Genomic DNA, 17,830 nt, shown 5'->3' on the forward strand with positions numbered 1-17,830 from the left:
TCTTATCGCATCGCTGTGAGGAGGTCGTCGATCTCCTCGGAGGTGTGTTTGCCGAGCTGCCCGCCCTCCTTGGTCGGGTGCTTGATGCCCTCGTGGCCGCTGCGCGGCGGGTGCAGCCGAAGCACCGGCGAGAGCCCCTCGTCCTGGAGCTTCGTCTCCTCGTCGATCAGCGCAGCCGCGAGGTCGCTGGCATCGTCGTAGTCCGTGTTGTCGGCGATCCACTCGTCGTCGACCTCGGCGTCGCCCTCGAGGGGCTCGGCGCGCTTGGCCAGCAGCGTCTCGACGACGTCCTGGCTGGGCTGGCCGTGGGCAACGTAGTCGTTGACCTTGTGGACCATCCCGGTGTAGGCTTCCGTCTCGGGGACGAGCGTGCAGTGGTTGATCCGCGAGAGGTTCAGCATCGAGAGCGTGTCCTCGACGCCGCCCTCCATGTTCACTTCGCTCCGGAGCTGAACGACTGCTTTCGTCATTCGATCACCTCGCGCTTCTCGAAGGCTCGCTCGGGGACACGCGCTTCGGCCGTGTTCTGGAGCGCGTTGAACGTCGCCTTCGCGAAGTTCACGGTCGTGCGCGTGTTACCCGAGGAGCGCGTCCACACGTCCTCGATGCCCGCGAGTTCGAGCACGTTGCGCACCGTTTCGCCGCCCGCAAGGCCGAGGCCTCGCGGCGCGGGTCGCAGTTCGACTTCGACGGAGCCGGCCTTGCCGGTCGAGCGCAGCGCGACCGTGTGGGGACGGCCACAGCCACACTCCCAGGAGCCACAGCCCCGCGAGACGTTGATCATGTTCAGCTTGGCGATGTCGATCGCCTTCTGGATCGCGGCGCCGACCTGGTCGTCGCGGCCCTCGGCGTAGCCGACGAACCCGTCGCGGTTGCCGATGGCGACGACGCAGCGGAACTTGACTCGGCGACCCGAGTCGGTCATCCGCTGTACCATGTTGATGTCCAGCACCTCGTCTTCCAGCCCCGGCAGGAGCTGGTCGACGACCTCCGGCTCCTTCAGGGGAAGACCGGAGTTGAGGGCGTCCTCCATCGTGTCGATTTCGCCCTCCTGTACCTTGCGCCCGAGCCGGGTGACCGGTTCCCAGGCGTCGTTGTAGTTTGCGCTCATTCTAGGATCTCCTCCCGCACTTCGTCGAAGTGCTCGGGCAGTTCAGCCGCGTCGAACTCGCCGCTGTACAGCGGCTCGTCGAGCTGCTCGGCGTACTCGGCGATGTGCTCGCCGCGGTTACGCGACCAGTCCGCCAGCACGCTCTCGTTGTGGGGAATCTCGACGCCCGCGTCGATCGCCCCTTCCTGTACTGCGAAGACTTTGCTCCCTTCCGTCGCCGTGTTGAGGCCGATGTCCAGCACCGCTTCCTCCAGACCGGCGTCGATCGCGCGCTGACCAGCGAGCAGTCCTGTCAGGTAGGCGGCGGGGAGGTTACCCGTCGGGGCTTCCCAGCCGTACTCTGCCAGATCGCTGGAGTTCGCGCTTACCTCGGTCTCGTCGCCCTGCGGTCCGGGGACGATCAGCTGCGCCGAGACGTGCTTGTTGCTCTTTCGAGCGACAAGCCGCGGTTTGCCGGATTTGAGGAGGCGCAACCTCTGGTGGTAGTCGGTCCGGACCTCGCGGCGGCGCCGCATCGGCACCTTGTATCGTGGTCCACTCGCCATTATTGATCACCTTCGACGTCGACTTCGACGTCGTAGTTGTTCTCGATGTAGTTCACCAGCCGCTTGCGGTCGCGGAACTCCCCGCCGCGAGACTTGTTGTACAGCTCGCGGTACTGTCCGGGATCGATCGCCCCGGAGTCGCGGAGTTCGCGGAGAAGCTGACGCTGGGCTCGCACTTTGCCTCGCCACTCGTCTTTGGGATCCTGCCGCGCGCCGGCCTTGCCCTGGCGCGTGCCGGGGCCTTTCTGGTGGCCGTAGGCGCGTTTCTCGGCGCGCTCGCGTGCGCGGCCTCGAGAGTTGCCCTTCTTTTCTTCGGCGCGGATGGTTCCCTGATCGACGAGCTCGCGGATGTCCTCGCGGGTGATCGCGTCGACGATCTCGCCCTGCTGGTCGGGGTCGAACCAGACGCGGTTCTTCCCGACGTCGAGCACGTCCGCTGCGAGTCGCTTCTGTGAGCTCAGATCCGTCATTGTTCGACCTCCACTTCGACGTAGGTCGGGTTCAGCACCCGGATCTCTGCGTCTTCGGCCTGCTCCTCGATGCGCTCGCGCTTGCGCGCGCCGACCGACGAGGCGATCCGTACGGCCTCGGTGTCGGGGTCGACGCCCTCGAGGTCGTCCGTGTTGTGGACGCGGACCTCCTCGAAGCCGCTGGGGTGCTTCCCGCGAACGGCCTCGGGCGTCCGGTAGCCGGCCTCGACCATGTCGCCCTTGCCCTTGTGACCGCGGCGCATCTTCGAGAGCGCGCCGCGGGGCTTGCGCCAGGACTCGGGGATTCGCTTCTTCTTGTGGTAGTCCTGCTGCCGGAACGCCGGCTTGCCGACCCGCTTGCGCTGGTCGAGCAGGCGCTGTTCGTTCTCCGAGAGGTCGGGCGTCTTGGAGGCCAGCCCGCGGGGCTGGAGCTCCGTCTCGACGTCTTCCTCCTCGGCCTCTTCCTCGGCGGCTTCGTCTTCGATCTCGGCTTCGGTCTCGGCGTCCTCGTCGACTTCGAGGTCGCCGACGTCGGCCTTGATACGGGCAGCCAGCGCGTTACCGATGCCGTCTGCGCTCGAGAGGTCATCCTGGCTCGCCGCCTTGATGTCCTCGACCGACTCGAAGCCGGCCTCGCGGAGCGCTTCGGCCTTACTGTCGCCGACGCCGCTGATGTCTTCTAGCGTTTCGGGGTCGTCTGCCATCTATCAGGCACCTCCTTTGGCGGGTTTCTCGGTGATGTAGACGCCGTCCTGGAAGACGCGAACGTCCTTCCCCGAGACCGTCGTCAGCTGTTCGATGTCGGCGGCCGTCTGGCCGACCGCTTCCTTGTCGGGCCCCGAGACCGTGATCAGTTCCTCGTCGACCTCGACGTCGGTGTCGCCGTGGACCTGCGTCCGACGGGCGGCCTTCTCGCCGAGGAAGTTCTCGATCACGACCTCGCCGTTCTCGGCGCGCACCTGCATCGGGAAGTGGGAGTAGAACACTTCGAGCGTGTACTCCCAGCCCTCGGAGACGCCGTGGATCATGTTCGCGACGTGGCTGCGGAACGTGCCGACCGTCGCGTTGGTCTTCGCGTCCTCGTTCTCGCTCTCGATGACGACGGCGCCGTCGTCGACCGAGACCGTCACGTCGGGGTACCAGAGGCGCCGTGTGACGCTTCCGTTCGGTCCCTCGACGGTCAGCTCGAGGTGGTCGACCTCGGCGCTGACCTCGTCCGGTAGTTCGACTGTTTCCTTCATTGTCAGTACACGTACGCGATGACCTGGCCACCGATGCCCTGTTCGCGGGCCTCGTAGTGGCTCATGATGCCGTGGCTGGTCGTGACGACGAGCGTCCCGTAGTCACGGGCGGGGAGGAACCGCTTCTCCCACTTCTCGAACTCGTCGGCGCCAGCGGAGTAACGGGGCTTGACCGGCCCGCACTCGTTGATGGCACCCTTCAATTCGACCTCGAACTGACCGGACTTGCCGTCGTCGACGAACTCGAAGCTGTCGACGTACCCGCGGTCGTAGAAGACCTCGAGTACCTGTCCGATCTCGTTCGAGGCGGGCGATACCTCGTGCGTGAGATGCCCCACGCTCTCGGCGTTGCTGATGCCGGAAAGCGCGTTGCTGAGGGGATCGTTTGCTGTCATGGTTATCGATACTTCTTGAATCCCATCGAGCGGGCGATCTCGCGGAAGCACTGTCGACACAGCCAGATGTCGTACTTGCCGACCAGTCCCTGCTTGCGGCCGCAGCGCTGGCACTCTTCGAGCTGGCCCGTACGCTTGGTGGCGTGCTCGCCCGTCTGTTCGTTGCCGTTCTCGCTTTCGCTCATTTGGATACCTCCGCGTCGAAGGTCGACTCGACGAACGCGACCGCGTCCTCGGGGTCGAGCCGGTGGTTCGAGGGGATCGAGCGGCTGGCCTTGTCGCGCTTGGCGACGCGGTAGCCGGGACGCACCAGGTTGACGGTGACGTCCAGTCCGAAGATCCCGATGCTCGGGTCGTACTCCTGGCTCGGGAAGTCGGTGTGCTCCTCGATCCCGAAGCTGAAGTTGCCGGTGTCGTCGAACTGCGACGCTCGCAGATCGGCGAGCGGCAGCGCGGTCTCCAGGAACTCGTGGGCGTCGTCAGCGCGAAGGGTGACCTTCGCGCCGATCGGATCGCCCTGGCGGATCCCGAAGTCCGGCTTGGTCGCTTTCGCCTGCGTGCGAACGCTCTCCTGCCCGGCGACCTCCTCGAGGATCTCCTCGGCGTTGGCGAGCTCGCGGCCGCCCTGACCGACGCCCATGTGGACGACGACCTTCTCGACGCGCGGTTCGCGCATCTCGTGGAAGTCGGCTTCTGCTTCGCTCATTCGTCGTCACCCTCCTCAGTCTCGTCGTCTTCCGCGGACGCCTCGTCGAGGCCGCCCTCGACGAAGTTCTCGTCGATGACGACGACGTAGGGCTCGACGGTCTCGAAGTCGCCGCTGCCGGCGACGCCCTCGACGAGGACGCCGTTGTCGCCGCTGCCGGGAGTGACCTGGATCTCCTCGATCCGGCCGATCTCGCCGGCGTGCTGGCCGCGGACGGCCGTCACGAGCGCGCCCTCCTCGTAGGGGAAGTGGGCGACGATTTCGTCGGTCTCGTTGTCGACGACGATCGAGTCGCCGCCGCCGTACTCGCTCCCGTCCTCGACGAGCAGGTTCTGCCCGTCGTGGAGGTTGAGCTGCGAGTCCCCGCCGGGAACCTGCTGCTTGTCGTCGATCTTGCCGAGCTTGCTGCCCGCTGCGTCGGCGTCGATGGCCGAGAGCGCGAGCCGGCCCCCTTCGTCGGGGAAGACACGGTAGTACTCCTCTCGCTCCGTGAACGCCAGGATGTCGAACATCCCGATCGGGCGGCTCTCGTCGGAGACGGCGACGCCGTTGACGAGGACCGCGTCGTTGTTCAGCGCGTAGCGCGCTTCCTTCTTGGAGTCGGCGTAGCCGAGCACGTCCCGCATCAGGACGACGAGGGGTACGCCCTCGCGTCCGTGCGGGCCGGAACCGGCCTTCACGGTGAAGGTGTCGGTCTTGCGCTCGACCGGCCAGGAGTCCGGTGCTGACAGTCGTTTCTGGTGTTTCGTCATTCGCTATCACCTCGGAGACGGGCCTCGCGCCGGTCGTCCTCGAGATCGAGGTCCGTGATGCGGAGATTGCTGGCGTCCAGCGGCCGCGGGACCTCCTCGCCGTCGGCCTTCTCGACGGTGACGTCCTCGACGTGGACGACGCCGTCTTTGAGGTCGACGGTGACGACTTCCTCCTCCTCTCCGGCGTGGTCACCGCGCATGATCTCGACCGTGTCGCCCGCGTTGACGCGGGCGCGGCGACGGTCGAACTCGTCGCGGAGCTCGTCGGACAGGGTGGCGTGGACCTGCTTGTGTCGCTCGTGCAGGGGCGCGTCGTCCGTCTGATTTCGCTGTTTGCGTGGTTGTCGTGTCATACTATACGATCATCGTAGCGGTGCTTGCGATGCTTCCGAACCGCTCTGCGACCTCCCGCGCGATGGGACCCTTGATCTCGGTCCCGCGCGGTTCCTCGTTCTCGTCGATGACGACGGCGGCGTTGTCCTCGAACTTGAGGCGGGTGCCGTCGGGTCGGCGGATCGACTTGCGCTGGCGGACGACTACCGCTTCGAGCACCTGGCGACGCATCTCGGGCGTCCCCTTGGTGACCGACACGGTGATCTTGTCGCCCAGACCCGCCTTCGGGTGGCGGTTCTTGGCGCCGGAGTAACCGGCCACGCTGATGACCTTCAGTTCGCGCGCGCCGGTGTTGTCGGCGCACGTGATCAGCGAGCCCTTCTCGAGGCCCTGGGTCACGTCAGCGTTCAGCGCTTCCATCAGTCGCCACCTCCCGCGGCGGCGTCCTCGCCGTCGACCTGCTCGACGACGACGTGGCTCTTGGTCTTCGAGAGCGGTCGCGTCTCTGCGATGCGAACCGTGTCGCCGACCGAGAGGCCGAGACACTCCGGCGCGTGGGCCGGCACTCGGCTGCGTCGCTTCATCAGTCGGTCGTACTTCGGCACGTTCACGTCGTACTCCCGCTCGACGATCACGGTCTTCGTCATGTCTGTGGAGGCCACCTCGCCCTCGAGCGTCTGGCCGCGCACGGATAGCGATCCGTGGAACGGGCAGTTCTCGTCGGAGCAGGTGGTCTCCGGCTCTGGTACGTTTAATCCGATTGCCATGGTGAATTCCCTCGTGTTTCGGTGCGTTCGGCGGGTCGTGAGAGCAGTCGCGAGCCATCCACCGTAACGTAGGTCACGCCATCGCCGGAGGGAGCGGCGGCGTCGGTTTCCCGATCGCCGACCGGTCGGTCGGCAAGCGCAGGATCGTCCTGCGCGGTCGCCGTCTGCCCTGCCTCCAGTTCTGACGCGATCCCCAACCCCTTCTCGGGGTCGGCGGCTTCATCTGTGGCGTGCCCGCTGGCACGGTCCTCGATCGCGAACTCGAATTTCGAGCCCTGCTTCGGCACCTGTCGCACCCGAGACGCGCCGCTGTCCGATCGTTCCCCTGCGGGAACGCTGTCGAGATGGAGAGTGTTGGCCGTCTCGACGACGACCCGCCCCTCGATCCCGACGAGGTCTGCGTTCGGAGCCTCGACGACCCGCGCGTGCAGGCCGTTGAGTTCGTGTCGTGGCAGCGTCTCGGGTGTCAGTGGCATGTTATTCCTCGTCTTCGACGTCGCCTTCCTCGCGCTGGATCGTCTTGATCCGCGCGACGGCCTTGCGAAGCTCGCTGATGCGACCCGGATCCTCCGGGGCGCCACCCGCGGCCTGCACGGCCTTTGCGTTGAGCAGCTCGGTCTCGAACTCCTCGAGTTCTGCCTCGCGCTCGGCGGCCGTCATGTCGCGGATCTCCTCGGGGTGGAGAATCGGCATCAGGCGTCACCTCCCTCGTCGGAGTCCTCGTCGGCCTCCTCTTCCATCTCTTCCATCAGCTCGTCGGCCTCGGCCTCGACGTCCTCTTCGAGTTCGTCGAGCTCCTCGGCGATCTCCTCGTCCTCGTCGCCGGGGACCTCGACCTCCTCGAACTCCTCGTCGTCGGCCTCGGCGGCCTCCTCGACGACTTCCTCGTCGAGGACTTCCTCGGCGGACTCGGCTTCGGCGTCGGCCTCGCTGGCCGCGGCGCCCTCTTCGAGCTCCTCGAGTTCCTCCTCGTCGGGCTCCTCGAGCAGCTCCTCGACGCCCTCGCCGGCCTCGACCTCTTCCTCGAGAGCGGACACGTCGGCGTCCTCCTCGATCTCGAAGTCGTCGGGCAGCTCGGCGCCCGGCGGGATGATCTTGACGTCCACGCCGATCGTCCCGAGCTTCATGACGGCGACGCCCTGACCGTGGTCGACGATCGTCTCGGCGGGCTCGCCGTTGTGCTTGATGTAGCCGTCGTTGAACTTCTCGACGCGCGATCGCGCGCCGGTGACCTTCCCCGACAGGACGATCTCGGCGCCCAGCGCGCCGGCGTCCATGATGCGTTCGAGCGTGGTGTGGCCCGCCTTGCGGAAGTACCAACCGCGCTCGAGCGCGTTCGCGAGTCGGTCGGCGACGATCCGGGCGTTCAGGTCGGGTTCGTCGACCTCCTGAACGTCGATCTGGGGGTCCTCGAGGTCGAACCGCTCCTCGAGGGCCGTCGTGATCTTTCGGATGTTCTCGCCGCCCTTGCCGATCACCATACCGGGCTTCTCGGCTTTCAGGACGATCTGGGTGCCCATCGGCGTCTTGGCGACGTCCATGCCGCCGTAGCCGGCGCGACCCAGTTCGTCGGCGAAGAACTCGTCGATCTGGGACTTCTGCATCCCGTCCTCGATGAACTGGTGTTCGTCTGCCATTATTCGTCAGCCTCCTTGAGGATGAGTTCGACGTCCACTTCGATCGTGTTCCAGGCCGTCGCTCGGCCCATCGCGCGGGGCTTGCGGCCCTGCACCTCGCCGACCTTGTGGGCGGCGACGTGCTCGATGATCATCTCCTCGCCGTCGAACCCCTGGTGGTCGGCGTTGTTGACGGCGTTCTCGATCAGGTCGAGGAACTCGCCGCTGGCCTTCTCGGGGTAGCGACCGGCGTCCCAGCCGTCGACGCCGGACTTGTGGCCGACGCCGCTGTTGTGCTGGCGGAACGGGACGGGCTGTTCCTCGGCGATGACCGCTTCGAGGTACTCGGTGGCCTCGGCGGCGGTCTTGCCCTTGATCTCTCGGGCGATCGCCTTGCTGTGCTTGTGGCTCATGTGACGCTCCCGGAGCATGGCTTTCGCCGTCGAATCCGGGTCCACGTCGACGCTGTAGTTGATTCCCATGGTTTACTTGAGCGGTACGAACTTCGACGAGCGGGTCGCACCGATGCCGGCCTGACCGTGTTCGACGGACGTCCGGGTGAGCTGGAACTCGCCCAGGTAATGGCCGATCATCTCGGGCTGAACCTCGACGCGCTCGAAGCTCTGGCCGGTGTAGACCGCGAACGTCAGTCCGACGAACTCGGGCAGGATCGGCATGTCGCGCAGGTGCGTTCGGATCGGGTCGTTGGCCGTCTCCTCCTCGCCCTTGTCGCTGGCTTTCTCGAGCAGCTTCTCGTGCTCGACGGTGAGCCCGCGCTCGATAGTTCGCCGCTGGCGTGCGGGGAGCAGTTCCGCGACTTCCTCGAGATCCATCTCCTGCAGCTCGTCGAGTGTGTGACCGCGGTAGGTGAACTCACCTTCGCGGCCGGTTCTGTATTCGGATTCGCTCATTCGTTCCCACCCCGTCCGGTTCGCTTGGACGCGATGTCACCGACTTTGCGGCCCGGGGGCGTGTCCCGCGAGACGCTCTTGGGTTTGCCGGGGTGCTGGCGGCCGCCGCCACCGAACGGGTGGTCGACGGCGTTCATCGCCACACCGCGGACGCGCGGGTACTTCGTCCCGCGTGCTTTCATCTTGTGGTGCTTGTTACCGGCCTTGACGAACGGCTTCTCCGTCCGTCCGCCGCCGGCGACGACGCCGATGGTCGCTCGGCAGTCGGGGTCGAGGCGCTTGACCTCGCCCGACGGGAGCTGGATGACCGCGGCGTCCCGATCGTGCGTGATCAGGTCCGCGCTCACGCCGGAGGCGCGAGCGTACTGACCGCCGTCGCCGGGGTTGGCCTCGACGTTACAGACCGGCACGCCTTCCGGGATCTCGGCCAGGGGAAGCGTGTTGCCGGGCTGGATCTCCGCTGAGATGCCGACCTGGATTCGGTCGCCGATGCCGACGCCTTCCGGCGCCAGCACCATCCGCTGGTCGCCGTCGTCGAACTCGACGACCGCCACGGGCGCGGAGCGCGCGGGGTCGTGCGTGATGTCGATGACGTCGCCAGCGACGAGGTCGCTGTCTTCTGCGGTCTTGTGCTGCTTGTCGGACTTGTAGCGGTGCGAAGGAGCTCGGAACGTCGAGCCGCCGCGACCGCGTCGTTGTCCCTGAATTCGTCGTCCCATTCTTAGAACACCCCGATTCTGGAGGCGACCTCGTCGGCCGCGTCGTCCTCACCGAGCTTCACGGTGGCCTTCTTGGTGCCGTCCATCGTGATCTGCGTGTTGACGTCGACGACGTCGACGTCGAATCGCTCGGAGACGGCGTCGGCGATCTCGGGCTTGGCGGCGTCGATGTCGACGACGAACTGGAGCTTGTTCTCGAAGTCCATGTCGTTCATCGCCTTCTCCGTGACGAGCGGGTGTACGATCACACTGCTCATCGCTCGGCCACCTCCTCGAGTGCGCTCTCGGTGAACACCGTCAGTCGACCGCCCTGCGCGCCGGGCGCGAGGTCCTCGGCGTTGACCTCCGCGGCCGTCGCGACGTCGGCGCCGGCGAGGTTGCGCGCGGCCTTCGAGAGGCCGGCGTCGCTCGACGTGACGAAGAGGATCGACTTCGGCGTCTTGTACTTCCGTCCGCGAGTCTTACCGCGACCCGAGCGGATCGATCGATTCTCGTCGGCGCGCTCGACGTCCTCGTGGACGCCGAGCTCCTCGAGCAGCGAAACGACCTCCTGGGTCTTGACCAGATCCTCGAACTCGTCGTCGACGACGAGCGGCAGTTCGAGATCCTCGTCGAACTCGTGGCCGCGCTCGGCCACCAGATCGGCGTCCGCGGTGGCGGCGATCGCCGAGCGGACCGCCTTCTTTCGCTCCTTGTCGTTGACGTCGAGGCCCTGGTCCTTCTCGGCCTTCGGCGGATGCGCCTTGCGCCCGCCGACGGCCTGGGGGACGCGGCGGGCTTCCCCGTTCTGTCGGGGAACGTGGGCCATGCCGCGACCGCTGCCCGGCGACTCGGCCGGGGTCCGGAGGCCGGCGTACTCGTCTGCGCCGTAGTCCTGCTTTCTGTTTGCCTGGGCGGCGAGCACCGCGCGCTCGATCAGGTCCTGCCGAACGTGGGTCTCGAAGACCCCCGGCAGGTCGACCGTGCCCGCGTCCTCGCCGTCCAGGTCGCGTACTGTTGCTTGCATGAATTATCCCTGGTTCGACTCCGTGGATACGTAGCGCACCTCGGGGTCGAGGCGCGGCTGGTCGTTCGGTCGCACGGCCGTCCGCAGTCGGAGCAGGCGCTCCTCGGGACCCGGTGCCGAGCCCTTGATGAGCGCGTAGTCGCCCTCGACCTCGCCGTAGTTGACGAAGCCGCCGTCGGGAGTGACGCCGTCTTCGCCGCCCTCGCCGAGATCGATGAGGCGCTTGTTCAGCTCCGTGCGCTGGTGGTAGCCGGTCTGACCCTGCTGGGGAACCGTCGAGCGAACGCGCGACGGGTTCCAGGGGCCGAGGTTACCGATCCGGCGCCGCCAGCCCTGGCGGGCGTGCTTGCCTTTGCGTTTCTGGACGCCCCAGCGCTTGACGGGGCCCTGGGTGCCCTTGCCCTTGGTGACGCCGGCGACGTCGAGATACTCGCCGGGCCGGAAGATCTGGTCGGCGGCGTGCGAGCCGCCCTCCTCCAGCAGATCGAGACCGTATTCGAGGCGGTCCTCGAGGGAGCCGCCGCCGATCCGAGTCTCCATGACGTCGGGCTTCTTCTTGGGGACGCTCTTGACCTCCTCGGGGACCGTGTGCGTGATCATCCGCAGGTCCGCGATCCGACCGTCCTCGAGGGTCTCTCGGATCTCGGATTCGGCGGCGTCGCGGTCGTGGTCCTCGGGCAGATCCAGCGTCCGGTCGAGTTCGTCGTGGAACTCGTCGGCCCAGATCTCCGTCAGGGGCGTCTTTCCGTAGGGTGTGTCCTCGTACGCTCGCAGGGCGACCGCCCGCATGGGCGGGGTCTCCACGATGGTGACGGGCACCGTCTCCTCCATTCCTTCGCGCGGGGAGTCGGCTTCGTCGTTGATCATCACCACGTGGGACATGCCGGCCTTGTAACCGGCGAAACCCTGCAGCGTCGGCTGTCCGTCGTCGTCCGGCCACGATCTAAAGCGCGGTACCTCGCTGGTCGCGCGCTTGCGGGGGCCGAACCCCAACGAGCCTTTGCGTGGTCTGCTTGGTTGTGGCATTGTTATTTCACTCTGGTAGTGTCAGGCTGGCGAGTGAGGCGAACATCGCTTCCTCCGTTCGCACGACCTCGCTGCCCTGGTTCGGGACCGTGTTCAGCCAGAGGTCGAACCGGTTGGGTGCGTCCGATTCGACTGTGATCCGCGACGAGCCGCCCTCGTCGCCGTCCGCGTCGTCGACGGTGATACCGTCGAGCATCGCCGGAAGCCCTCTCTCGGGCGCGCCGAAGGCGACGGTCGTCCCGTCCGCCCTGACGCGTCCGGCCAGCGATCCGAGCCGCGACGTGGTGAGATTCTCGCCGAATCTCGACGTCGCGATCCGGACGCCGGCGTCCTCACGGCCGAGCGCTTCCGATAGGTCCGCACGATCGACCGAGAACCCCGGAAGGGGTTCGTCGACCAGCTTCGCACGGACCGGCTCTCGCGAAGAGATCCTGACTGTTACGCGTTCTCCCTCGGTCACCTCCATTCCCGGAGGGACGCCGAGCGAGATCGGGTGTTGCATTCCGCAATTGACCCGTACGCGCCCGTCAGGTCCGACCTCGGTCACGATTCCCTGTCTTGTCGACCCCGGACCGTCTGATCCGGAGCCGGTCTGTGACGAGGCGAGCAGCGGCGGCAGGATGCCGGCATACTCCAGTTCGTCCCGACGCCCCCAGGCCTCCTTTCGGAGGTAGGGTGGCGTCGCGGCGTACCGCAACACCGTTTCGACGAACCCGCCGCCCCATCTACGCTCGCCTTCCCCGTCGGGGAAGACGGTCAAGCGGTCCGCCCGGAACACCGTCGCCGCGCGGGCGACGTAACCGATCTTGCGCGTCGCCTCGCGCTTGTCTTCGGCTTCCCGGACGAGGGACGACGGCACGAGCAGGCTGACTGTCATGCCGTGACGCTTCGACGCCTCGCCACTAGACTGTGCCGATGTTTTTCCCGTCCGGTGGTATAAGGGTAGCGGAACGGATTCGGGGCTGTGAGCCGTTCACATCCGCGTTGTGAGGGGTTCACGCGATTCTGGACGGCGTCGTTTCGGAGGCGGTCGCTCCGCCCGCGTGCGTAGAGACCTAATAAGCGGAGTCGATCGGGGAGGTAGACGCGGCTCCGGTACGATGTCGCTCCGTCGTGACGCCGCTCTCCGTCGTGATGCGGTTCAGTGCGATGCCGCTCGTGACGCGCGTCAGGATACCGCTTCGGCAGCACGATGCCGCTTTGGCAGACTGTAGCTCCAGCGAGAAACGGACCTTTCGATGCAGCGCCTTCTGACGCCGCGGTAGAGCCGGCGTCCGCTCGAGAGTGCGCACGAATCGTCGTCGCGCCGCCGAAGACGAACGGTCGATCCGGCGCCGCCGGCACGCGGCACCGTCCCGTGGTTTCGCGTGACGGAGCGGCGTCGATTCGCAACCCTTTTACATTCATCCCCCGATAGTTGTGATTGCAGACGAAGGGCGTCGGTAGTGTAGTGGTATCACGTGACCTTGCCATGGTCACAACCTGGGTTCAAATCCCAGCCGACGCATTTCTCTCCGAAGCTAACTCCCGAGCAGGAGTGCCGTCATCCCGATAATTATCGACCGCTCGTCGCGATTTCGCGGGAACCAGTAGACCAGCCATTGCGAGAACCAGTAGCGTTAGGCGTCCGGACGTGAACGAGTCGACCATGACAGTCGTCGCACTCCTGTCGGTCGCACCGGTGATCGAGGACAGCATGGCCGGCGAGGTCGCCAAAGCGGTCGACGCGCTCGACGACTACGACGTCGAGTACGAGACCAACCCGATGGGGACGGTGATCGAGGCCGAGACGACCGAAGAGTTGTTCGCCGCCGCACAGGCGGCCCACGAGGCCGTCGACGCAGACCGAGTCAGTACTGTACTGAAGATCGACGATAAGCGGACGGTCGAGACGGACGCCGACGCAAAAGTGCAATCGGTCGAGGATCACCTGGGGCGAGCGCCCCGAAGCGAGCGGTAGCCGAACCGGTTCCGCGAAAGCCCTTCAAGCGAGCAGTCCCTACAGGAGGTCGACCATGGAACAGCTCAGCTTCGACGTCGAGGGAATGTCCTGTGCCGGCTGCGAGGGCAACGTGTCCGAGGCGCTCGACGACCTCCAGGGCGTCAAGAGCGTCAACGCCGACCACGAAGGCGGTAGCGTGTCGGTCACCTACGAGGAGAAAAAGACCGACGCCGCGGAGATGAGCGACGCGATCGAGGCCGCAGGCTACGAGGTCGCCGGGTAGACCTGACGCCGCCCCGCGGAACGCCTCATCGGTTCACAGAACACCTGGTTTTTCGGGCGAACGCGCACCGACGCCGTCGCGGAGCGGCCGCGCCGTTCCGATCACGAAAGGGTAAACGGGAGGGCGGACAACCCACCGGCATGGAGAGTCTCAACCGGATGGCGATCGAGCTGGTCGACGAAGCGCTGGACTTCGCCGAGGAGCTCGATATCGGCGCGCGCGAACTCGACAACGAGGCGACGGTGCTGGACTTCGGCGTCGAGTTTTCGGGCGGCGTCGAGGCCGGACTGCTGCTCGCGGAGATCCAGACCGCCGGGCTGGCGACCGTCCAGACGCGGATGGACGAGGTCGCCGGCGCGCCGATCCCGCACGTCGAGCTATCGACTGATCACCCCGCGCTGGCGCTGCTGTGCTCCCAGAAGGCGGGCTGGGAGCTCAGCGCCGACGGGTTCGAGGGACTGGGAAGTGGCCCGGCCCGTGCGCTGGTCGGCGACGAAGAGGAGTTCGCGCGCGTCGGCTACCACGACGCGTTCGACCTCACAGTGTTAGCCGTCGAGAGCGACGAACTGCCCGACGAGGCCGTCGCCGAGCAGGTCGCGCGCATGGCCGACGTCGAGACCAGCGGCGTGTTCCTCCCCACGTTCCCGACCGCCAGCGTCGTCGGCAGCGTGACGACTGCAGCCCGCGCGGCCGAACTCGCCGCGTTCCGCCTCTCGGAGCTGGGCTACGACCCGCTGGATCTGGTTGGCGCGACCGCGAGCGCGCCGATGCCGCCGGTCGCCGGCGACGAGGAGACCGCCCTCGGCCGGACCAACGACGCGCTGGCCTACGGCGGGCAGGTCCACCTGACGGTCGACTCGGAGTTCGACCGGTTCGACGAAGTCGTCTCGACGGCGAGCGACGAGTACGGCCGGCCGTTCGCCGACATCTTCGCGGACGCCGACTGGGACTTCTACGACGTCGAGGAGAGCGTCTTCGCGCCCGCGCAGGTGACGATCGACGTGCTCGGCGGCCCGACCGAAGTGTACGGCGCGACCGACGAGGAGCTGCTCGCCGAGAGCTTCGACCTCTGAGATGTCCCAACAGCAGTTCAAACCGGTCCCCGAGCCGCCCGACTCGCTGGAGGGAATCGAGGAGGCTCGGCGCGCCGTCCCGCTGGTGCCCGACGCTCAGGCGGACTGCTGTGCGCGCCTGCAGGACCGGACAGGGCTGGGCAGTCGCCAGGACGCCGAGACGTGGCTCACGTTCTTGCGAGCGCTGGAACTGGTCGATCGCAAGCAAAACGGCTACGCGCGAACGCGCCACGACCTCGACCGTGACGAACTCGCGACGGCGTTTCGCGAGCGCGTCGTCGGCGCCGACGACGCGCTGGACGCCGCTGCGGGGCTGTCCGGGGATGCCGCCTCGGAGCTAACGGGAGACGCCGCTGTCGAGGCTGCCTTCGAGGCCGTCCGCGAGGAAGTGCCCGAGTGGGAGCGGCGGCGCCACGACGACTGGGAGGCGGTCTGGCGCGACCGAACGGAGCGGTTGCTGGGGTGGGGCGCGCTGTTCGGCATCGACGCCGCCGATCGGTAGGACGCCGGAAGATGGCTGCGGACCGAACGTGTCATCGGCAGCCGACACCCACACACCACCGGTTCAAGTGCGAACCGAACGAGGAGAGGGGGTCGTCGTAGCGGCAGTGAGCCGGTACGATGGAACGAGCGATTCAGAGACGGAACGTAATGTGGTGCTCCGAAACGGATGGCGAATCCCGAGATAGAGCGGTGCGAGCGGTCTATACCGGGAATAACGAATCCGAGACGGTCGGCCGGTGAACACCCACACACCACCGGTTCAAGTCCGTGGTCAAACCAGTGGGGGGTCCGTGACGAGACGCTACGACGAGATGCGGTGACGAACATCAGCACGACGGCGTGCGATAACAGACAGCACTACGACGATGCGCCGTGACGACAATCACGACTGCGGCGCGCGGTGACGGAGATCCGCCACGATGTCGTCGAACGACCCGACGTCTTCGAGCGCGTCAAGCGCGGCCGCGATCGGAACCTCCAGCGCGTACTCGTAGTAGTTCCCGCGAGCGCCGGCGTTGCGCTCGTGGCGTTCGAGGACGCTCTGCATCGTCAGGTCGCCGAGGTGGTCGTGGACGGAACGCTTCGTGATCGGATCGACGGCGAGGTGGTCGCAGTACCGTCGGTACCGGGGATAGAGGTCGCGCATCCGGACCGGCGTCTCGTCGCGGGTCGCGTGGGCGGTGACCGCCAGCAACACGAGGTGGCCGTGGACCGTCAGCTGACGCATCCCCTCCTGCACGCGCTCGGTCTCGATCACGTTCCGGGCCGTCCGAACGTGAGACTCTGCGATCGCCTCGGCGTCGTCGTTGCTCGCGAGTTCGCCCGCCCGGAGCAGTAGCGTGATCGCCTGTCTGGCGCTGCCGGTGTCTTGGGCGGCGATCGCGGCACAGAGCGGAATGACGTCCTGATCGAGCGCGTCGTCGCGGATCGCCAGCTCGGCGCGCGACCGGAGGATCTGGCGCAGTTCGCCGGCGTCGTACGGCGAGAAGTGTAGTTCTTCCTCGCAGAGCGTGTCTTTGACCTTCGGCGAGAGCTGATCGCGAAACGCGAAGTTGTTCGAGATGCCGATGAGGCCGGGCTTGACCGATTCGAGGTAGCCGTTCGACCGAGCGCGGGGAAGCTCGTAGAGGATGTCGTCGTCGGTGCCGATGTTGTCGATCTCGTCGAGGACGATCAGCACCGTCCCGCCGATCGACTCCAATTCGTCGTAGAGCATGTCGAACACGGTCGCTTCCGGATACCCCGTGGTGCTGATCTGACGCCCCGGGTCGCGCAGTTCGTTGACGAGGTGGACCGCGATCTGGTAGGAGGAGTTGAGCGTGTTGCAGTTGACGTGGACGATCGACAGGTCCACGTCGTCGTACTGTCGGCAGTCGGCGGCCAGTTCCGAGAGCAGATACTCGGTCGCCGCGGTCTTGCCGACGCCGGTCTTGCCGTACAGGAAGATGTTGTTGGGTTGCCAGCCGTCGACGACCGGTTGCAGCGCGTCGGTGTACGCGTCGAGTTCCTCGTCGCGAGCTTCCAGCGATTCCGGTTCGTAATCGTCGCGGAGCGCGTCCTTCTCCTCGAAGATCGACCGCCGACGAGTGAACCGGCCCATGCGTCTAGCAGTCAGCCAGCATCTGATAAAGCCACCGGTTCAACTGCTTCGAGTGTGCGAGAGATATTTAAATGAGAACACACCACCGGTTCGAATGCGCAGCGCCATCATGGAGCAGAACGACCCCGGAGCCGTCTGCGCGAGAGCCAGCATCAAAATCCGTACGCGGCGCAACGGAGTGGACTGATGTCCGTTACTCCCGGCCCGTTTTCAATACGTCGAATCGATCGTCGGTAGGTCCCTCGACGTCACGCCGGACGATGTCGCCGTGCCACCCGACGAGGCGGGGCATCCCGCCGAGAACGACACGCACTCGAATCGGTGGTGTGCAAGGCGGTACGGCAGTCGATCCGGTAGAGCGTAAGTCGGAAGACCACACGGAGAGATGGACCCCGCACTTCGTCCGTTGTTTCGTCCGGGAGCGACGCAGATGGTACGGGAGTGATGCACGTGAACCGGCGGTGTGATCCCACGAAAATGTCGGTGGGCGGTTCCGCGAAAGACGCTTCGTGAGAGGGACACGGTTGTGATGCCATCCCACTTGAACTGGTGGTGTGGGAGTGCGTACGCGCCTGGGATCAAAAACTCGAAGCGGTAGACGACAAAGAGCACTCGACCCGCGACGACGACACGGAACAACGACTCGTACACAATGTCACCGGAAGCGCGCACCGTCCCGATCGATCGCCCACCCCACCGAAACGGCGGTGTTCAGATAAGGATTGAAGGGTGAGGCGTAGCGTTTTCAAAGTGATCTATGCCCGAAAACGCACGCCTCAGTGGTAGTATCGACCGAATCGAGTTAGGTTTTATGGAGCGAGAGGCAACAC

At 66.2% G+C, this 17,830-nt stretch carries 28 protein-coding genes and 1 tRNA gene; 5 read left to right on the forward strand and 24 right to left on the reverse strand.

The annotated features are described in order from the left end of the window. Positions 1-2: 2 nt before the first annotated feature. From NO931_RS19310 to NO931_RS19420, 23 genes are read right to left on the reverse strand one after another with little or no spacing between them, the layout of a single operon-like run. Entirely contained in the window at positions 3-470 is a 468-nt protein-coding gene (locus NO931_RS19310) for a 50S ribosomal protein L30 (protein WP_256393999.1), read from the reverse strand. Beyond that, positions 467-1,111, reverse strand: a complete 645-nt coding sequence (locus NO931_RS19315; protein ID WP_256394000.1) for a 30S ribosomal protein S5 — start codon at positions 1,109-1,111, stop codon at positions 467-469. Before NO931_RS19315 ends, NO931_RS19310 begins: the two co-directional genes overlap by 4 nt. Further along, positions 1,108-1,656, reverse strand: coding sequence for a 50S ribosomal protein L18 (locus NO931_RS19320; RefSeq protein ID WP_256394001.1), 549 nt, complete (start codon positions 1,654-1,656; stop codon positions 1,108-1,110). Before NO931_RS19320 ends, NO931_RS19315 begins: the two co-directional genes overlap by 4 nt. After that, on the reverse strand, positions 1,656-2,126 hold the full coding sequence (locus NO931_RS19325) for a 50S ribosomal protein L19e (RefSeq protein WP_256394002.1): 471 nt from the start codon (positions 2,124-2,126) through the stop codon (positions 1,656-1,658). Before NO931_RS19325 ends, NO931_RS19320 begins: the two co-directional genes overlap by 1 nt. Beyond that, a complete protein-coding gene (locus NO931_RS19330) occupies positions 2,123-2,830 on the reverse strand; it encodes a 50S ribosomal protein L32e (RefSeq protein ID WP_256394003.1) in 708 nt (235 codons plus the stop codon). Before NO931_RS19330 ends, NO931_RS19325 begins: the two co-directional genes overlap by 4 nt. A gap of 3 nt (positions 2,831-2,833) precedes the next feature. Continuing rightward, the gene (locus NO931_RS19335; protein ID WP_256394004.1) at positions 2,834-3,367 is read right to left on the reverse strand and encodes a 50S ribosomal protein L6; all 534 of its coding nucleotides are present in this window, start codon (positions 3,365-3,367) and stop codon (positions 2,834-2,836) included. A 2-nt stretch (positions 3,368-3,369) separates the two neighbouring features. Continuing rightward, positions 3,370-3,762, reverse strand: coding sequence for a 30S ribosomal protein S8 (locus NO931_RS19340; RefSeq protein ID WP_256394005.1), 393 nt, complete (start codon positions 3,760-3,762; stop codon positions 3,370-3,372). Positions 3,763-3,764: 2 nt separating this feature from the next. Then, the gene (locus NO931_RS19345) at positions 3,765-3,947 is read right to left on the reverse strand and encodes a 30S ribosomal protein S14 (protein ID WP_097008248.1); all 183 of its coding nucleotides are present in this window, start codon (positions 3,945-3,947) and stop codon (positions 3,765-3,767) included. After that, on the reverse strand, positions 3,944-4,468 hold the full coding sequence (locus NO931_RS19350; RefSeq protein WP_256394006.1) for a 50S ribosomal protein L5: 525 nt from the start codon (positions 4,466-4,468) through the stop codon (positions 3,944-3,946). The genes NO931_RS19345 and NO931_RS19350 overlap by 4 nt, the downstream gene beginning before the upstream one ends. Next, positions 4,465-5,220: a 30S ribosomal protein S4e gene (locus NO931_RS19355; RefSeq protein WP_256394007.1), complete on the reverse strand. Its 756-nt coding sequence runs from the start codon at positions 5,218-5,220 to the stop codon at positions 4,465-4,467. The genes NO931_RS19350 and NO931_RS19355 overlap by 4 nt, the downstream gene beginning before the upstream one ends. Next, positions 5,217-5,573 (reverse strand): 50S ribosomal protein L24, encoded by a 357-nt coding sequence (rplX, locus tag NO931_RS19360; RefSeq protein ID WP_256394008.1) that lies wholly within the window; start codon positions 5,571-5,573, stop codon positions 5,217-5,219. The genes NO931_RS19355 and rplX overlap by 4 nt, the downstream gene beginning before the upstream one ends. 1 nt (position 5,574) lies before the next feature. Continuing rightward, positions 5,575-5,973: a 50S ribosomal protein L14 gene (locus NO931_RS19365; RefSeq protein WP_256394009.1), complete on the reverse strand. Its 399-nt coding sequence runs from the start codon at positions 5,971-5,973 to the stop codon at positions 5,575-5,577. Further along, positions 5,973-6,320, reverse strand: a complete 348-nt coding sequence (locus NO931_RS19370) for a 30S ribosomal protein S17 (protein ID WP_256394010.1) — start codon at positions 6,318-6,320, stop codon at positions 5,973-5,975. The genes NO931_RS19365 and NO931_RS19370 overlap by 1 nt, the downstream gene beginning before the upstream one ends. Further along, positions 6,305-6,796, reverse strand: coding sequence for a ribonuclease P protein component 1 (locus tag NO931_RS19375; protein ID WP_256394011.1), 492 nt, complete (start codon positions 6,794-6,796; stop codon positions 6,305-6,307). Before NO931_RS19375 ends, NO931_RS19370 begins: the two co-directional genes overlap by 16 nt. 1 nt (position 6,797) lies before the next feature. Then, positions 6,798-7,013 (reverse strand): 50S ribosomal protein L29, encoded by a 216-nt coding sequence (gene rpmC, locus NO931_RS19380; protein WP_256394012.1) that lies wholly within the window; start codon positions 7,011-7,013, stop codon positions 6,798-6,800. Then, positions 7,013-7,957 (reverse strand): 30S ribosomal protein S3, encoded by a 945-nt coding sequence (locus NO931_RS19385; RefSeq protein ID WP_256394013.1) that lies wholly within the window; start codon positions 7,955-7,957, stop codon positions 7,013-7,015. The genes rpmC and NO931_RS19385 overlap by 1 nt, the downstream gene beginning before the upstream one ends. Beyond that, the gene (locus NO931_RS19390) at positions 7,957-8,418 is read right to left on the reverse strand and encodes a 50S ribosomal protein L22 (protein WP_256394014.1); all 462 of its coding nucleotides are present in this window, start codon (positions 8,416-8,418) and stop codon (positions 7,957-7,959) included. The genes NO931_RS19385 and NO931_RS19390 overlap by 1 nt, the downstream gene beginning before the upstream one ends. Before the next feature lie 3 nt (positions 8,419-8,421). Continuing rightward, positions 8,422-8,847 carry a 30S ribosomal protein S19 gene (locus NO931_RS19395; RefSeq protein WP_256394015.1) on the reverse strand — a complete coding sequence of 142 codons (426 nt, stop codon included), beginning with the start codon at positions 8,845-8,847 and terminating at the stop codon, positions 8,422-8,424. Then, on the reverse strand, positions 8,844-9,566 hold the full coding sequence (locus NO931_RS19400; RefSeq protein WP_256394016.1) for a 50S ribosomal protein L2: 723 nt from the start codon (positions 9,564-9,566) through the stop codon (positions 8,844-8,846). The genes NO931_RS19395 and NO931_RS19400 overlap by 4 nt, the downstream gene beginning before the upstream one ends. Before the next feature lie 2 nt (positions 9,567-9,568). Further along, positions 9,569-9,823: a 50S ribosomal protein L23 gene (locus NO931_RS19405; RefSeq protein WP_256394017.1), complete on the reverse strand. Its 255-nt coding sequence runs from the start codon at positions 9,821-9,823 to the stop codon at positions 9,569-9,571. Next, entirely contained in the window at positions 9,820-10,572 is a 753-nt protein-coding gene (rpl4p, locus tag NO931_RS19410; RefSeq protein WP_256394018.1) for a 50S ribosomal protein L4, read from the reverse strand. The genes NO931_RS19405 and rpl4p overlap by 4 nt, the downstream gene beginning before the upstream one ends. 3 nt (positions 10,573-10,575) lie before the next feature. Continuing rightward, on the reverse strand, positions 10,576-11,598 hold the full coding sequence (locus tag NO931_RS19415; RefSeq protein ID WP_256394019.1) for a 50S ribosomal protein L3: 1,023 nt from the start codon (positions 11,596-11,598) through the stop codon (positions 10,576-10,578). 7 nt (positions 11,599-11,605) lie between these two features. After that, complete coding sequence (locus NO931_RS19420) at positions 11,606-12,475, reverse strand: putative RNA uridine N3 methyltransferase (RefSeq protein ID WP_256394020.1); 870 nt, start codon at positions 12,473-12,475, stop codon at positions 11,606-11,608. A 559-nt stretch (positions 12,476-13,034) separates the two neighbouring features. On the opposite strand from NO931_RS19420, the gene NO931_RS19425 reads away from it, so the two are divergent. The 5 genes from NO931_RS19425 to NO931_RS19445 all read left to right on the forward strand — a co-directional run bounded on the left by NO931_RS19425 (position 13,035) and on the right by NO931_RS19445 (position 15,398). Further along, positions 13,035-13,105: transfer RNA gene (locus NO931_RS19425), tRNA-Gly, on the forward strand. Positions 13,106-13,246: 141 nt separating this feature from the next. After that, a complete protein-coding gene (locus tag NO931_RS19430; RefSeq protein ID WP_256394021.1) occupies positions 13,247-13,558 on the forward strand; it encodes an MTH1187 family thiamine-binding protein in 312 nt (103 codons plus the stop codon). 55 nt (positions 13,559-13,613) lie between these two features. After that, positions 13,614-13,823, forward strand: a complete 210-nt coding sequence (locus NO931_RS19435) for a heavy-metal-associated domain-containing protein (protein ID WP_256394022.1) — start codon at positions 13,614-13,616, stop codon at positions 13,821-13,823. 140 nt (positions 13,824-13,963) lie between these two features. After that, a complete protein-coding gene (gene mch, locus NO931_RS19440) occupies positions 13,964-14,896 on the forward strand; it encodes a methenyltetrahydromethanopterin cyclohydrolase (RefSeq protein WP_256394023.1) in 933 nt (310 codons plus the stop codon). A gap of 1 nt (position 14,897) precedes the next feature. After that, positions 14,898-15,398 carry a double winged helix-containing putative transcriptional regulator gene (locus NO931_RS19445; protein ID WP_256394024.1) on the forward strand — a complete coding sequence of 167 codons (501 nt, stop codon included), beginning with the start codon at positions 14,898-14,900 and terminating at the stop codon, positions 15,396-15,398. Between the two features lie 384 nt (positions 15,399-15,782). Here NO931_RS19445 and NO931_RS19450 read toward each other — a convergent pair whose 3' ends face one another. Further along, positions 15,783-17,000 (reverse strand): orc1/cdc6 family replication initiation protein, encoded by a 1,218-nt coding sequence (locus tag NO931_RS19450; protein ID WP_256394025.1) that lies wholly within the window; start codon positions 16,998-17,000, stop codon positions 15,783-15,785. Between the last annotated feature and the right edge of the window lie 830 nt (positions 17,001-17,830).

It is taken from the genome of Natronoarchaeum rubrum (assembly GCF_024494695.1).

What these genes read in the sequence shown, in the direction of transcription:
- NO931_RS19350 (WP_256394006.1), bottom strand. Translation starts at nt 4,468, where the DNA reads ATGAGCGAAGCAGAAGCCGACTTCCACGAGATGCGCGAACCGCGCGTC.
- NO931_RS19355 (WP_256394007.1), bottom strand. Translation starts at nt 5,220, where the DNA reads ATGACGAAACACCAGAAACGACTGTCAGCACCGGACTCCTGGCCGGTC.
- NO931_RS19340 (WP_256394005.1), bottom strand. Translation starts at nt 3,762, where the DNA reads ATGACAGCAAACGATCCCCTCAGCAACGCGCTTTCCGGCATCAGCAAC.
- NO931_RS19405 (WP_256394017.1), bottom strand. Translation starts at nt 9,823, where the DNA reads ATGAGCAGTGTGATCGTACACCCGCTCGTCACGGAGAAGGCGATGAAC.
- NO931_RS19400 (WP_256394016.1), bottom strand. Translation starts at nt 9,566, where the DNA reads ATGGGACGACGAATTCAGGGACAACGACGCGGTCGCGGCGGCTCGACG.
- NO931_RS19385 (WP_256394013.1), bottom strand. Translation starts at nt 7,957, where the DNA reads ATGGCAGACGAACACCAGTTCATCGAGGACGGGATGCAGAAGTCCCAG.
- rpl4p (WP_256394018.1), bottom strand. Translation starts at nt 10,572, where the DNA reads ATGCAAGCAACAGTACGCGACCTGGACGGCGAGGACGCGGGCACGGTC.
- mch (WP_256394023.1), top strand. Translation starts at nt 13,964, where the DNA reads ATGGAGAGTCTCAACCGGATGGCGATCGAGCTGGTCGACGAAGCGCTG.
- NO931_RS19315 (WP_256394000.1), bottom strand. Translation starts at nt 1,111, where the DNA reads ATGAGCGCAAACTACAACGACGCCTGGGAACCGGTCACCCGGCTCGGG.
- NO931_RS19310 (WP_256393999.1), bottom strand. Translation starts at nt 470, where the DNA reads ATGACGAAAGCAGTCGTTCAGCTCCGGAGCGAAGTGAACATGGAGGGC.
- NO931_RS19430 (WP_256394021.1), top strand. Translation starts at nt 13,247, where the DNA reads ATGACAGTCGTCGCACTCCTGTCGGTCGCACCGGTGATCGAGGACAGC.
- NO931_RS19370 (WP_256394010.1), bottom strand. Translation starts at nt 6,320, where the DNA reads ATGGCAATCGGATTAAACGTACCAGAGCCGGAGACCACCTGCTCCGAC.
- NO931_RS19450 (WP_256394025.1), bottom strand. Translation starts at nt 17,000, where the DNA reads ATGGGCCGGTTCACTCGTCGGCGGTCGATCTTCGAGGAGAAGGACGCG.
- NO931_RS19435 (WP_256394022.1), top strand. Translation starts at nt 13,614, where the DNA reads ATGGAACAGCTCAGCTTCGACGTCGAGGGAATGTCCTGTGCCGGCTGC.
- rpmC (WP_256394012.1), bottom strand. Translation starts at nt 7,013, where the DNA reads ATGCCGATTCTCCACCCCGAGGAGATCCGCGACATGACGGCCGCCGAG.
- NO931_RS19335 (WP_256394004.1), bottom strand. Translation starts at nt 3,367, where the DNA reads ATGAAGGAAACAGTCGAACTACCGGACGAGGTCAGCGCCGAGGTCGAC.
- NO931_RS19330 (WP_256394003.1), bottom strand. Translation starts at nt 2,830, where the DNA reads ATGGCAGACGACCCCGAAACGCTAGAAGACATCAGCGGCGTCGGCGAC.
- NO931_RS19345 (WP_097008248.1), bottom strand. Translation starts at nt 3,947, where the DNA reads ATGAGCGAAAGCGAGAACGGCAACGAACAGACGGGCGAGCACGCCACC.
- NO931_RS19365 (WP_256394009.1), bottom strand. Translation starts at nt 5,973, where the DNA reads ATGGAAGCGCTGAACGCTGACGTGACCCAGGGCCTCGAGAAGGGCTCG.
- NO931_RS19420 (WP_256394020.1), bottom strand. Translation starts at nt 12,475, where the DNA reads ATGACAGTCAGCCTGCTCGTGCCGTCGTCCCTCGTCCGGGAAGCCGAA.
- rplX (WP_256394008.1), bottom strand. Translation starts at nt 5,573, where the DNA reads ATGACACGACAACCACGCAAACAGCGAAATCAGACGGACGACGCGCCC.
- NO931_RS19395 (WP_256394015.1), bottom strand. Translation starts at nt 8,847, where the DNA reads ATGAGCGAATCCGAATACAGAACCGGCCGCGAAGGTGAGTTCACCTAC.
- NO931_RS19320 (WP_256394001.1), bottom strand. Translation starts at nt 1,656, where the DNA reads ATGGCGAGTGGACCACGATACAAGGTGCCGATGCGGCGCCGCCGCGAG.
- NO931_RS19415 (WP_256394019.1), bottom strand. Translation starts at nt 11,598, where the DNA reads ATGCCACAACCAAGCAGACCACGCAAAGGCTCGTTGGGGTTCGGCCCC.
- NO931_RS19325 (WP_256394002.1), bottom strand. Translation starts at nt 2,126, where the DNA reads ATGACGGATCTGAGCTCACAGAAGCGACTCGCAGCGGACGTGCTCGAC.
- NO931_RS19445 (WP_256394024.1), top strand. Translation starts at nt 14,898, where the DNA reads ATGTCCCAACAGCAGTTCAAACCGGTCCCCGAGCCGCCCGACTCGCTG.
- NO931_RS19375 (WP_256394011.1), bottom strand. Translation starts at nt 6,796, where the DNA reads ATGCCACTGACACCCGAGACGCTGCCACGACACGAACTCAACGGCCTG.
- NO931_RS19390 (WP_256394014.1), bottom strand. Translation starts at nt 8,418, where the DNA reads ATGGGAATCAACTACAGCGTCGACGTGGACCCGGATTCGACGGCGAAA.